This window comes from Nodosilinea sp. LEGE 07298, from assembly GCF_015207265.1.
Lineage (GTDB): Bacteria > Cyanobacteriota > Cyanobacteriia > Phormidesmidales > Phormidesmidaceae > Nodosilinea.
This window is the reverse complement of sequence record NZ_JADEXE010000225.1, coordinates 1-11356: the sequence shown is the minus strand read 5'-3', so window position 1 is coordinate 11356 and position 11356 is coordinate 1. Positions and strand designations below refer to the sequence as shown.

The window sequence follows — 11356 nt, the reverse complement described above, 5'->3', positions numbered from 1 at the left end:
CCCTCCTGCTCATCCACCCTTACACCCATCCACTCCCTCACCGCCTCCGCGCTTGCAGCTTCCGGTATACATCCTTAATGTCGACCCCATGATGGGCCAGGGCTACCAGGGTGTGATACATCAGGTCGGCGGCTTCTCCGGCGATCGCATCGTCATCGTCATCTTTGCAGGCCATCACCACTTCGGCGGCTTCTTCGCCAATTTTTTTGAGAATTTTGTTGTCGCCGCCGGCCAGCAGCTTGCAGGTGTAGGAGTCGGGGGTGGGGTGGTCGCGGCGATCGCAGATTACCCCAAACACCTGCGATAGGGTATCGGCAGGTGGCGCAATTTTGTGGTCTTCAACCTGGTGAAAGCAGCTGCGCTCGCCCGTGTGGCAGGCAACATCGCCCACCTGCTCGACGGTAACCAGCAGGGCATCGCTGTCGCAGTCGTAGCGAATGGCCCGCACCTTTTGCACATGGCCGGAGGTCGCCCCCTTGTGCCAAAACTCCTGGCGCGATCGGCTCCAGAACCAGGTTTCGCCGCTCTCTAAGGTTTTTTGCAGCGACTCGGCGTTCATCCAGGCCATCATCAGCACGGTACCGTCGAGGTGGTCTTGCACGATTGCAGGCACCAGCCCCTGATCGTTGTAGCGAATGCGATCGATGGGTACGGCGTTAGCAAAAGGTGAAGACGGAGAAGTAACCATGGTACGGGTGGCAAAACATCCTTACCCACTCTAGTATTTCTTGGCCGTTGCCCCTCCCAAAGACTGAGTTAGTTATGGCGCGCTAGCCATGGCGCGTTCTATAGCAATTTGCTCTCATAAACAACTGACTTGAGGCAAAACGCGGATTAGACCAATTTCGCTACTACTTTTCTCCCAACAAAAGTTAACATAGTACTTAACAAACCTTCAGCTAAGTCCAGTCTGGCTATCTGCCCTGTCAGGGCGCTTCGTCCGTGGGCTTGGCAACATTCGACCTTCATACCTGACGCAGGAGAGTTTCATGACTGGATTTATTCGCGGGCTGTTTAGCGGAAAAGCTAAGAATCCGGGGGAATCAGACCGCCCCGTGCGCAAAAAGCCTGCACCTCAGCAGCCCACTATTAAACAGGTTGAGGGGGCTTATTTCTTGAGCGATGACGACGCGAAGAGCTACGGCAACATCGAGTACATGCGATCGTCTAAAACCGTCCGGCGCACCTACGCCAAAAAGCGAGGCGAAAGCGGAGAGAAAGAAAGTATTCGGCAGATTTCTGCTCTAGAGGCCAAAAGGCTGCAAGAGCAGGGCTTGCCTGTGCAGCAGGTACCCTCTTCCGACATTTCCTCTCAGCCCGTCGTCAAGAAGGATGCCAATTCCGAGCGCCGTAAGGTTGACACCAACCTCGACATGTTTCGCAAAATGGCGAAGGATATGAAGAAGTAGACCTTAGCTATTTCCCGGTCTTAGGTACTGCTAATGAATCAACGGAGACGTAGCCTAGCTGCGTCTTTTTTTTGTGGCAATTGCCTGAAAGCCTGGGAAACAGATTTTTCTTTCAAGAATGAATTAGTTAGATGGCCCAAGATTGGACACCCTGGCCCCATTATTCGTTACCTTTGGTAAAGATTCGTTTACTTCCCGTCCGTTGAAGTCTGTCCCTGGAGCTTTCCCATGCTGCGTTTAGAGCACATCAGCAAGATTTATCCCACTGGGGAAGTTCTCAAGGATGTGAGCTGGGAAGTCAAGCCGGGCGATCGCATTGGCCTGGTGGGCGTTAATGGCGCGGGCAAATCAACTCAGCTCAAAATTATTACCGGCAAGATCGAACCCACCACAGGCACCATCGTGCGCCCCACCGACCTCAAGATTGCCTACCTGTCTCAGGAGTTTGAGGTCGACCCGAGCCACACCGTACGTGATGAGTTTTGGACCGTATTTAAAGAAGCCAATGATGTGCAGTCGAAGCTTCACCACATCCCCACGCTGATGGAGCAGGCCGATCCCGACGAGCTAGATCGGCTCATTCACGAACTCGACAAGCAGCAGCGGCGATTTGAGGCCCTGGGCGGCTACGGGCTAGAGTCTCAGATCGAGAAGATTTTGCCCGAGATGGGGTTTGAGGCTACTGACGGCGATCGCTACGTTAGCGAGTTTAGCGGCGGCTGGCAGATGCGCATGGGCCTGGGCAAAATCTTGCTGCAGGCTCCCGATGTGCTGCTGCTCGACGAGCCCACCAACCACCTCGACCTCGACACCATCAAGTGGCTAGAGGGCTACCTCAAAAAGCTCACCACCCCGATGGTGATTGTCTCTCACGACCGGGAATTTCTCGATCGCCTCTGTACCCAAATTGTAGAAACTGAGCGCGGTGTTTCGAACACCTACCTGGGTAACTACACTGCCTACCTGACCCAAAAAGAAGAAAACTTGTCTGCCCAGCTCAGCACCTATGAGCGTCAGCAAAAAGAGATTGCTAAGCAGCAGGCCTTTGTCGATCGCTTTCGGGCTAGCGCCACCCGCAGTACTCAGGCTAAAAGCCGCGAAAAGCAGCTCGATAAGGTAGAGCGCATTGAGGCCCCCACGGGCAGCGTTCGCAGTCTGCATTTTCGCTTCCCGCCTGCCCCCCGCAGCGGTCGTGAGGTAGTGACGGTTGAAGACCTGACCCACAGCTACGACGACAAAATCTTGTTTTTGGGGGCAAACTTGCTGATTGAACGGGGCGATCGCATTGCCTTTCTGGGCCACAACGGCTCTGGCAAATCGACCCTGCTGCGCATGATTGCTGGGCTAGAAACCCCTACCGACGGCAAGGTCGACGTGGGCGATCACAACGTGATCCCCAGCTATTTTGAGCAAAATCAGGCCGAGGCCCTCGACCTAGAGAAAACCGTCATCGCCACCATCCACGACGAAGTGCCCGACTGGACCAACGAAGAAGTGCGCACCCTGCTGGGTCGGTTTTTGTTTACGGGCGATATGGCCTTTAAGCAGGTCAAAGCCCTCAGCGGTGGCGAAAAGGCTCGGCTGGCCCTGGCCAAAATGCTGCTGCGCCCCGCCAACTTGATGATGCTCGACGAGCCTACCAATCACCTGGATATTCCCGCCAAAGAAATGCTGGAAGAAGCCCTTCAGCACTACGATGGCACCGTGCTGCTGGTCTCCCACGATCGCTACTTTATCTCTCGGGTAGCGACCAAAATCGTCGAGATTCGGGACGGCGAACTGCGGCTGTACCGGGGTGACTACCACTACTACCTTGACAAGGTGGCTGAAGAAGCCGAAGCTGAAAAGCAATCAGCTATAGCCGCTGAAAAAAAGGCCAAGGCTGAGGCCAAGCGTAAACAGCAGCAGGCCAAGCGCAAAACTGGCGCTACAAAATGACGCCTTTGTAGAGTAATATGCCTTTTATAAAAAATCTTTCTTAAGTCACCTCATAACTCAACCGTAGAGTTGATGGCCAGGTTTAGATTGTAAAAGTCTACGCTTCAGGTGGGGTATCACCCTCGAAGGTAAGGCTTTCAACTATTCCTTCAGCGCGATTTTTTGTCTGCGTATCTTTTGTATTCGCCATTCCAACTCTGCCCTGGCTCAGAATCGGGGCTAATTTTCTGAATGGTATGATTGCCGAGACGTTAGTCCAAATCCCAAGGATTTTTACCCATGAGTCAAGCGTCAATCCCGCCGATGGTGTTAGTTATTCTCGACGGTTGGGGATACCGAGAAAATACTGACGGTAATGCTGTCGCTGCCGCCAAGACTCCGGTGATGGACAGTTTGTGGGCCGCTTATCCCCACACCCTCATTCGCACGGCGGGTAAAGATGTGGGGCTACCTGAAGGTCAAATGGGTAACTCTGAAGTTGGCCATTTGAACATTGGAGCCGGGCGCATTGTGCCCCAAGAATTGGTGCGAATTTCGGACGCGGTAGAAGACGGTTCGCTACAAGAAAATGAGGCTCTGCTAGAGGTCTGTCAGGCGGTGCGCTACCGCAACAGCAAGCTACACCTGATTGGGCTTTCCTCAGAGGGCGGGGTACACTCTCACCTGTCTCATCTGTTTGGGCTGCTAGAGATGGCCAAAGCTCAAGATATTGAGGACGTCTGTATTCACGTCATCACCGATGGACGCGACACCAAGCCCACCGAGGGCAAGATCGCGGTGCAAAAAGTTCAGGACTATGTCGATCAGCTAGGGCTGGGGCGGCTAGTGACCCTCAGCGGTCGCTACTATGCCATGGACCGCGACAATCGCTGGGATCGGATTGAAAAGGCCTACCGAGTGATGACTGACCCTGGCGAAGGCACAGGCCAAACCGCCATGGAAGCGCTGCTGGCCTCCTATGACCAGGATGTTAACGATGAGTTTGTAGAGCCGGTAAGGCTTGCCCCTGGCGCGATCGCCCCCGAGGATGGCGTGATCTTCTTCAACTTCCGCCCCGACCGGGCGCGTCAGCTGACCCAGGCGCTGGTTGATCCCAACTTTAAGGGCTTTGAGCGGGAGATGGTTACGCCCCTAAGCTTTGTCACTATGACCCAGTACGACCCCGATATGCCGGTCTCGGTGGCCTTTCATCCCCAAAACTTGAGCAACATTCTGGGCGAAGTGGTGGCAAACCATGGCCTCAAGCAGTTTCGCACCGCTGAAACCGAAAAGTACGCCCACGTTACCTACTTTTTTAATGGTGGTCTAGAAGAGCCCCTAGAAGGTGAAGATCGAGAACTGGTGTCTAGCCCCATGGTAGCCACCTACGACAAGGCTCCAGCGATGTCGGCAGATGCCGTTACTAAGACGGCGATCGCCGCCATCAAAAAGGGCATTTACTCGCTGGTTGTCATCAACTACGCTAACCCCGACATGGTGGGCCACACCGGCAAACTAGATGCCACTGTGACTGCCCTTCAAACCGTTGACCACCAGCTGGGTCTGTTGATCGACAGTATTGGTCAAGCGGGGGGCACCGCCATTATCATTGCTGACCACGGTAACGCCGAGCTGATGTGGGACGAAAACCACAAGCCTTGGACAGCCCACACCACCAACCCTGTTCCCTTTATTCTGGTGGAAGGGGAGCGGCTCAAGGTGCCCGCCTACGGCGGCGACGTTAATCTTAGAGAAGACGGGCGTCTATCTGACATTGCCCCCACCATTTTGCAAATTTTAGGGTTGCCCCAGCCCGAGGAAATGACCGGGCGATCGATGTTTCTCTCCGCCGATGTAGAGATTCGCAATAACCGCACGCCGGTAAAACTATCTCGTTAAGCCTTTCACGGCCCCGTTCGGTGGTCTACCCCGCTTGTGCCCTGGCCCTTAAGGTATAGTGGAGGTTGGGGCCAAGAGCTTTTTGGGCTGGCTCAGGTTGGCGATCGCCCGCTGGTTTTCTATCCACCGCCCACACCGTTATTTTGAGCAGGTTAGTCTAAGAACGCGATGCTAGTTACCACAATTTTGAAGGTTATCTGGATGGTTTCTGCCGTTGGTCTAACGGCTTTGGTGCTGCTGCATAGCCCCAAGGGCGATGGCCTAGGAGGCTTGGGTGGTCAGGCCCAGCTGTTTACCAGCACCAAAAGCGCTGAAACGACCCTAAACCGAGTAACCTGGACGTTGACCGTGCTCTTTATGGGGCTTACCGTAGTGCTCAGCGCGGGTTGGCTCGATGCCGCAGCAGCCTCTGCGGCCCTTTAGAAACTTCACGAACCTCTACGCTTAGCACTGAGAGCGCTGCTTTTCATAGCGGTCATTTCACCCAACTGGCTCTTACAACAAATCCCCTGGGTCATGGAACCAGGGGATTTGTTGTAGAAAGAATTGGATATCTCCGCTTTGGCTGGGGAACACCGTTTGCCGTTACGTGAGCTTTCCGTTTCTAGTCGAGGTTTTTCTCAATTGGGATGATGGAATTTGAATTTTGTCTCGGCTTACCAATCGCCCGACATGACCTCTAGAGCTTGGCCATTGGTGGTGACGATATTGAGGGGCAAACCCTGACCACGTTCTCGACGGGGAAATTGGACTAGCTGAAGACCGGTATCTACGGGCTCAACCGTGGCTAGGTACTGTTCATCCTGCCACACTAGGTTCACCAAGCGATGATGCAGTAACCACATCTCTGCCAGTTCCCCCTGGTTAATCTGCTCAGGCTGGTTGTCGCTGTAGCAGTCCCAGGTGTCGTCTATGGCTGTCCAAACCCCAGATAGGTAAAGGGGGTCGGTACGGGCGCTGAGACCATAGGTAGTGAACGAAAAAATGTTGTGGCTCCACCAGGTTTTGACCATCTCTGCCAGGGGATCGCTCTGTAGTGCTGCGCCATACATGGGCATAGCTTCTAGCTGTTTCGTCTGGGCCAGATCTGAGGGACGATGCCAGTTAGGTAGGTTGACGCAAATATCGGTCGCAACGACTTCGCCCTCCTGAGTCTGTAGGGTTGAGTCTGAGGGCAACTCTACCTGAGCCAGGTAGGTAGCTAGGGCAGACTCGGCTGCGCCAGAACTTAATAGGCTCGCTCGCATTGGATTGGCGCTGAAGGAACTGGCTAGGGTGGGCTGATTAGACGCTACAAAGAGCCCCGTAGAGCCAGCACTAAGGGTAAGTAGCAGGGTCGTGGCAAACAGTTGATCCATGAAAAAAGACGAAGGGCGTAAACACTGGGAAGAGCAGGCGAGGAGCAATCGCCAGAGGCATAGCTCAGATTGAGCGCGATCGCCGGGCATATTACCCAGCTATCGACTTGATCGTCAGCGATTACCAGTCAGAAGCTAGAGCGTTGTCGGGCTGTGGGGGGAAGCTCAGCCAACGGTAACCGGGGATGGGGCGACTAAATGAGCGCCCAGTTTTGGTTCCGATTTTGGTTCTGGCGCTAGCGCCGCTAACCTTGTTCTGGCAAGACTTTAGCCTACTACTAAGATAGCGGTTGCAGCCATTTCTGAACGGAAAAATTGCCACTTCTTTGGGATCACTACAACTGTCATAAGGGCTAACTAGGAGCACGGCCTAGCAGTCTGCCAAGCCAAAGGTGATAGGTGCAGGTTAGTGAACCTTGTGCTCTAAGCCGTTAGAGCTAGTCAAAATCAGCTTGGTCAAGTACTAGGAGGGCGGCTCGCTGTCAGGTGGTGGTGCTTCGGCAGCCCGAGGCACAGGGGGAAGAGGATCAGCGCTGTAGACGGGTTTGACCGGCACTAACTCAAGCTGGTGGGGACGCTGAGACGACTGCTGTACCCCCTGACGACGACGGCTGGAGATGGCTTCTTCGGTGGTTTCTTCGGCTACAACTTCGTAGAGCACCGCCTGCTTGTTGCCGCTGCCCTTGCGCAAAATGCGCCCTAGCCGCTGCACGTACTCGCGCACTGAACCACTGCCCGAGAGCAAAATGGCGACCCTAGCTTCGGGTACATCTACCCCTTCGTTGAGCACATGGCTGACCACCAGGGTAGGGTACTCGCCACTGCGAAACCCCTGGAGTACCGCATGGCGCTCTTTGACCGGCGTTTGGTGGGTAATGGCGGGGATCAAAAAAGTCTCGGAGATTTGGTAAACGGTAGCGTTGTCGTTAGTAAAGACGATGGTGCGATCGGGGTAGTGCTGAGCCAGCAAATCGGCTAGCACTCGCAGCTTGCCTTCGGTACCCAGCGCGATCGCCCGTGCCTCCCGGTGAGCCAGCATCGCCCGCCGCCCCCCGGCCGACTGGGCGCTAGCCCGCACAAACCGCTGCCATCCCTGGGCCGAACTGAGCCAGATATTGGCCTCCTGCAAAAAGCGGTTGCGCTGGGCAATTAGCTGGGTGTAGCGCGATCGCTCCTGAGCCGAAAGCTTGACCTTGATGGGCACAATTTGAAACGGAGCCAGGGCATCGCCAGATAGATCCGCCGCCGATTTTTGGTACACCACTGGCCCCAGCAGGTGGGTGAGGTCGTCGTGGCGACCATCGGCGCGATCGGGGGTAGCGGTTAGCCCCAGCCGGTAGGGCGCGATCGAGTATTCAGCAATTACCCGGTTAAAGTCGCTGGGCAGGTGATGACACTCATCGCAAATTAGCAGCGCGTACTGGTTGCCCAGGCTTTCGGCATTGATAGCCGCGCTGTCGTAAGTGGCGACCAAAATGGGGGTGCGATCCCTGGAGCCACCGCCGAGTAGCCCCACCTCTACATCCGGAAAGGCTGCCGTCAGGTGGGCATACCACTGATGCATCAGATCGAGGGTGGGCACGGTGATAAGCGTCGGTCGAGGCGTGGTTTGCATCGCCAGCTGGGCCAGGTAGGTTTTACCGCTGGCGGTGGGCAGCACCACCACGCCGCGCCAGCGCTGGTCTGTCCAGGCCTGGAGAGCTTCCTGCTGGTGAGGGTAGGGTTCTAGGCTCAGTTGGGGATCGAGATCGAGCGGGGTAAAGGTTTGGGTCTGGTCGTTGAAGGGCACCTGCTCGGCTCGCAGGGTTTCAACCAGATCTCGATACTGCTGGGCCGGAATGCGGAACTTTTCGATCCGATCGTCCCAGTGGGCAAAGTCAACCCAGCTTTTGCCTCGCGGCGGCGGGTGGAGGATGAGCGTGCCGCGATCGTAGGTAAGCGTTGGCGTGCGGCCCATGGTGGTCGATGGTTACTGGGGGTATTGTAGCGGGCCTCACCCTCTCATTTCCTCTGCTACCGTTGTGGGGTTGTATTGCAGGCAGTCGAGTTGACTGGCGGGCATGGTCAGGTAGAGCACGTCGCCGTCGGTCAGGGTGACGTCGAGCAGGTCGAAGCCATGGAGGGTGCGATTTACCGACTCGATGTATAACGGCACCAGGTGCACCGTTTGCGCGATCGCCTGAATAGGTTGGTTGTAGAACGGATGATGGGGGGTAATGAGAGTCGCGATCGCCACCCACAGCAAATCTCCTGCCATACCGTTGCCCAAAATGCGCCCGCCCAAGGCGGCGGCGGCGAAGGTAGGGGCCGCCAAATCCATCGGGCTCAATACCTGGTCAAATTCAAAGACCTGCTGCACTTGCTGAGCAAACTCGGCATCGTAGATACGTACCACAGCGGGCACTTGGGGGCTAATACTGCGGGCGGTAAGGGCAATTTCTAGATTGACCGTGTCGTCGCTGGTAACGACCATCAGGGCCTGGGCCGAGGCCAAATTTACAGTCTCTAGCGTAGAGGTCAGATTGGCATCAGCGATAATAACCGGAATTTTGAGGGCCTTGACCGAGAGCAGAAAGCGGTTGCTGGCATCTTGCTCCACGACAACAACCTGATGCCCAGTCTTATGCAGGTGGGTCGCAATGCGATAGCCCACGCCGCCAAGACCACAGACAATGTAGTGGTGCTGACGGGGCATGCGGGCTACGCTCCACAGGCTCTGAAAATGCGACCCCAAAATAAAGTCGTTGAGCAGGGCATAGCAAATGCCGATTACCCCCGCCCCCACCAGCATCATCACAGCGGTGAAAACTTTAATGGCAGAGGAGGACTCTTCGGCCACCTGTTCTTGACCACCAGCGCCAGTGATCATGCCCACCGAAAAGTAGAGGGCATCGACCCAGCTGGTGTTGAGGTTGTGCCAGAGGTAGGTAAAGGTGGCCAGGCCAATGGTGATAAGCAGTGCCAAAATCACCAGCAGGGTGGCGCGGGCGCGGCGGCGACCGTGGTCGAGGGTGACCAGCAGCCGTTGCCAAAATTGAGCTACGTGGCGCGATTTGAGAATGGGCTGCTGGGGCTGGGTGGCAATGACCAGGTGATCGCCCACCTGCAATACCTCGCCCGTCACCACCGCTGTTACCAGATCGATCGGTCGGCGGGCCGAATGGTAGTGGATCAACAGCTGCGATCGGTTGTCCCACAGAGCCTTTAGCGGCTTGCCGTGCCAGGGATGGGCGGCATCGATCACCTCTTCGTACATGGGCCAGGTAAGGTCAAACAGGCGCAGCTGGCCAATCGCCCGATGGCCCCGCGCCGCAAAGGCAAACAGCGGTGCCGCCAGCGCCGCCGAACTCAGGCTAACGTGGTGGGGCAGGGTGTGGTCGAGGCGCTCGCCCAGGCTGATATTAAACAGCCGGTTAATAATGCGAATGTTGGGGTTGAGAATGCGCGCTTGAGTCAAAATGGCCAGGTTGAGGGCATCGTCGGAAGTCGCTAGCACCAGGGTTTGGGCCTGATGAATGCCAGCCTGGGTGAGGGTGGCGGGCGATCGCAGCTCTCCTACGACAACATCGCCGCCGATCTCGGGCATGGGGTGGTAGCTGACGCCCACCACCCTCGCCCCCTGCTGCCGCAGCAGGCTAAAAATACGCAGCCCCGTACGGCCCAGGCCACAGATAATAATTTGGGGACGCTGGGGCGAGGGCAATTCCCGAGGCGTTAAAGATGTCGCGGCCATTGCCAACAACCACAGATACTATGTTCTGTTGTCGAGTCTGGCGGCAGGGACCGCTGTAGCCTGGAGCACGTTGTCGTAAAAGTTTGAATGCCAACTCGTCTTTGACCAATCTATCTTTGATCAATTTAATGGTGACAGGCTCTAAAGCTCTAGGGTGAAAGGTTTAAGGTGTGCGGTTCACGGTTTCAGGTTTTAGGGATGCCGTGAACCTGAAACCGTAAACCCTGCACCCCTCTACTCTGCCCCCTCTGGCTTGGCAGGCGGATCCCCCAACTCTTCGCTCTTACCGCGCACCGGGGGCAGCTTTTCGACCAGGCCCATCTCGAAGGCGGTATCAGGTAGATCGCCCGCGATGTACTTGCCAGGCTCAAACATGCGACCAGGGGTGAAGCACATCTGCCGCAGCTCCACGATTTCGGTGTTCAAGAACATATCGCGAGATAAACGTCGTTCCAGGCCCATAGTGGTCTCCTATTCGTCTAGCTGCCAGAGTTCACGGTTGTAGTTTTCGTCGAGAATGCGCTTGGGCCTTAGAATCAGGATGATTTTGCCCAAAATGGGGGTTTCGATCGGGCTGGATGACCAGGCCAGGGTGAGCTGATCGGCCTCGGCAGTGAGAAAGTAGCCGTCGTCATCCCACGTGCGATCGCTGCGATCGACCACTACCAGTACCGTCTCATCGGCGGCATCGCCGGGGTAGTTGGGCAACGATCGCGACTGGGCCAGCAGGCCCACCGGGTCTTCGGCCCGAAAAATCACCTGCCAGCCGGGTACCGCAACCCAGGCGCTGGCCCCGCTGGCGCTGACCATGCTGAAGGGTTCCTTGGGCACCACCACCGGCACGGCTTTGAGGTCATCTATGGCTAAAGGCATCTGCCCCACCACGGGGATCACGCGGGGCAGCTCGCTTTCGGTTTCGAGCCGGTAGAGGGGCAGCCGGGGAGCGGGGCGGTCTTTGACCACGGTAAAGTCGGTCAGCAGCTTCTCGATATGCTGGCGGGCGGTGGGGCTTTCGGCAAAGCGAAGGCCCTGGGCAATCA

Annotated in this window: 10 protein-coding genes; 4 read left to right on the top strand and 6 right to left on the bottom strand. The window is 56.3% G+C overall.

Annotation, left to right across the window (positions count from 1 at the left end; all coding sequences use genetic code 11):
• Positions 1-37: 37 nt before the first annotated feature.
• A complete protein-coding gene (gene hisIE, locus IQ273_RS24025) occupies positions 38-688 on the bottom strand; it encodes a bifunctional phosphoribosyl-AMP cyclohydrolase/phosphoribosyl-ATP diphosphatase HisIE (protein WP_194025676.1) in 651 nt (216 codons plus the stop codon).
• Between the two features lie 301 nt (positions 689-989).
• On the opposite strand from hisIE, the gene IQ273_RS24020 reads away from it, so the two are divergent.
• The 4 genes from IQ273_RS24020 to secG all read left to right on the top strand — a co-directional run bounded on the left by IQ273_RS24020 (position 990) and on the right by secG (position 5648).
• Positions 990-1409 (top strand): hypothetical protein, encoded by a 420-nt coding sequence (locus IQ273_RS24020; protein ID WP_194025675.1) that lies wholly within the window; start codon positions 990-992, stop codon positions 1407-1409.
• A 228-nt stretch (positions 1410-1637) separates the two neighbouring features.
• Positions 1638-3347: an ABC-F family ATP-binding cassette domain-containing protein gene (locus IQ273_RS24015; RefSeq protein ID WP_194025674.1), complete on the top strand. Its 1710-nt coding sequence runs from the start codon at positions 1638-1640 to the stop codon at positions 3345-3347.
• 279 nt (positions 3348-3626) lie between these two features.
• Positions 3627-5225, top strand: a complete 1599-nt coding sequence (gene gpmI / locus IQ273_RS24010; RefSeq protein WP_194025673.1) for a 2,3-bisphosphoglycerate-independent phosphoglycerate mutase — start codon at positions 3627-3629, stop codon at positions 5223-5225.
• Between the two features lie 168 nt (positions 5226-5393).
• Positions 5394-5648 (top strand): preprotein translocase subunit SecG, encoded by a 255-nt coding sequence (gene secG / locus IQ273_RS24005; RefSeq protein WP_194025672.1) that lies wholly within the window; start codon positions 5394-5396, stop codon positions 5646-5648.
• Positions 5649-5881: 233 nt separating this feature from the next.
• Here the strand turns inward: secG and IQ273_RS24000 are convergent, their stop codons facing one another.
• The 5 genes from IQ273_RS24000 to IQ273_RS23980 all read right to left on the bottom strand — a co-directional run.
• Complete coding sequence (locus tag IQ273_RS24000) at positions 5882-6583, bottom strand: hypothetical protein (RefSeq protein WP_194025671.1); 702 nt, start codon at positions 6581-6583, stop codon at positions 5882-5884.
• Positions 6584-7046: 463 nt separating this feature from the next.
• Positions 7047-8540 (bottom strand): DEAD/DEAH box helicase family protein, encoded by a 1494-nt coding sequence (locus tag IQ273_RS23995; protein WP_194025670.1) that lies wholly within the window; start codon positions 8538-8540, stop codon positions 7047-7049.
• A 36-nt stretch (positions 8541-8576) separates the two neighbouring features.
• The gene (locus IQ273_RS23990; RefSeq protein WP_194025669.1) at positions 8577-10316 is read right to left on the bottom strand and encodes a TrkA family potassium uptake protein; all 1740 of its coding nucleotides are present in this window, start codon (positions 10314-10316) and stop codon (positions 8577-8579) included.
• Positions 10317-10550: 234 nt separating this feature from the next.
• Entirely contained in the window at positions 10551-10778 is a 228-nt protein-coding gene (locus IQ273_RS23985) for a hypothetical protein (RefSeq protein WP_194025668.1), read from the bottom strand.
• A 9-nt stretch (positions 10779-10787) separates the two neighbouring features.
• Positions 10788-11356, bottom strand: a 569-nt coding sequence (locus IQ273_RS23980; protein WP_313898225.1) for a RuBisCO accumulation factor 1, incomplete at its 5' end; no start/stop codon positions are given.

Excerpts from the sequence above, each read along its gene's own strand:
- hisIE (WP_194025676.1), bottom strand. The coding sequence starts at position 688 with ATGGTTACTTCTCCGTCTTCACCTTTTGCTAACGCCGTACCCATCGAT.
- IQ273_RS24020 (WP_194025675.1), top strand. The coding sequence starts at position 990 with ATGACTGGATTTATTCGCGGGCTGTTTAGCGGAAAAGCTAAGAATCCG.
- IQ273_RS24015 (WP_194025674.1), top strand. The coding sequence starts at position 1,638 with ATGCTGCGTTTAGAGCACATCAGCAAGATTTATCCCACTGGGGAAGTT.
- gpmI (WP_194025673.1), top strand. The coding sequence starts at position 3,627 with ATGAGTCAAGCGTCAATCCCGCCGATGGTGTTAGTTATTCTCGACGGT.
- secG (WP_194025672.1), top strand. The coding sequence starts at position 5,394 with ATGCTAGTTACCACAATTTTGAAGGTTATCTGGATGGTTTCTGCCGTT.
- IQ273_RS24000 (WP_194025671.1), bottom strand. The coding sequence starts at position 6,583 with ATGGATCAACTGTTTGCCACGACCCTGCTACTTACCCTTAGTGCTGGC.
- IQ273_RS23995 (WP_194025670.1), bottom strand. The coding sequence starts at position 8,540 with ATGGGCCGCACGCCAACGCTTACCTACGATCGCGGCACGCTCATCCTC.
- IQ273_RS23990 (WP_194025669.1), bottom strand. The coding sequence starts at position 10,316 with ATGGCCGCGACATCTTTAACGCCTCGGGAATTGCCCTCGCCCCAGCGT.
- IQ273_RS23985 (WP_194025668.1), bottom strand. The coding sequence starts at position 10,778 with ATGGGCCTGGAACGACGTTTATCTCGCGATATGTTCTTGAACACCGAA.